The 510-nt window shown below is 49.4% G+C and carries 1 pseudogene; it reads right to left on the reverse strand.

What is annotated here, in order from left to right:
* A pseudogene (locus tag R7093_RS28360) lies at positions 1–510 on the reverse strand (assembly protein); the annotation flags it as partial.

The following is a 510-nucleotide window of genomic DNA, read 5'->3' on the forward strand; positions in this document are numbered from 1 at the left end:
TACCCAATCTTTACCAAGTCCAGATGATCGAAACTGAATAGCTTGTCGCGGCCATCGTACACATCGATGTATATCTTGTAGAACGTCAGTTCACGGTCGAGTTCGGCAGCATACTTCAGCCGTTTAGCGTAGGCGATTTGCTTTGCGTATCCGGTGATATAGAAGTCATAATCTTCCAAAGGCCCGAACCCTGATGCTTTCTTTTTCTTCTTCGCTTTGGTTTCTGCCGTATCTACCGTAGGCGTTCCATCAGGCAGTTGCGTTTGTACTGGTTGTGGCGGTTTAACGGGGGCGGGCGGTTGCTCTGGCTCCGGCCACCAAGCCCAGATATTGAAAACCAATCCAAGCGATAATAGCACCACTGTTCCGACGACAGGCCAACGCTTCCAGAACGGGCGAATGTCTTTTGCTTCGGCTTCCTGCACTTGCTTGTTGGATTGCGAATGACTCTTATAGAACGGGAAGTATTCCGACTTATAAAATCGGGTAGAGGTGTTCACCACTTCACCG

The organism is Vibrio sp. 1580 (genome assembly GCF_033340055.1).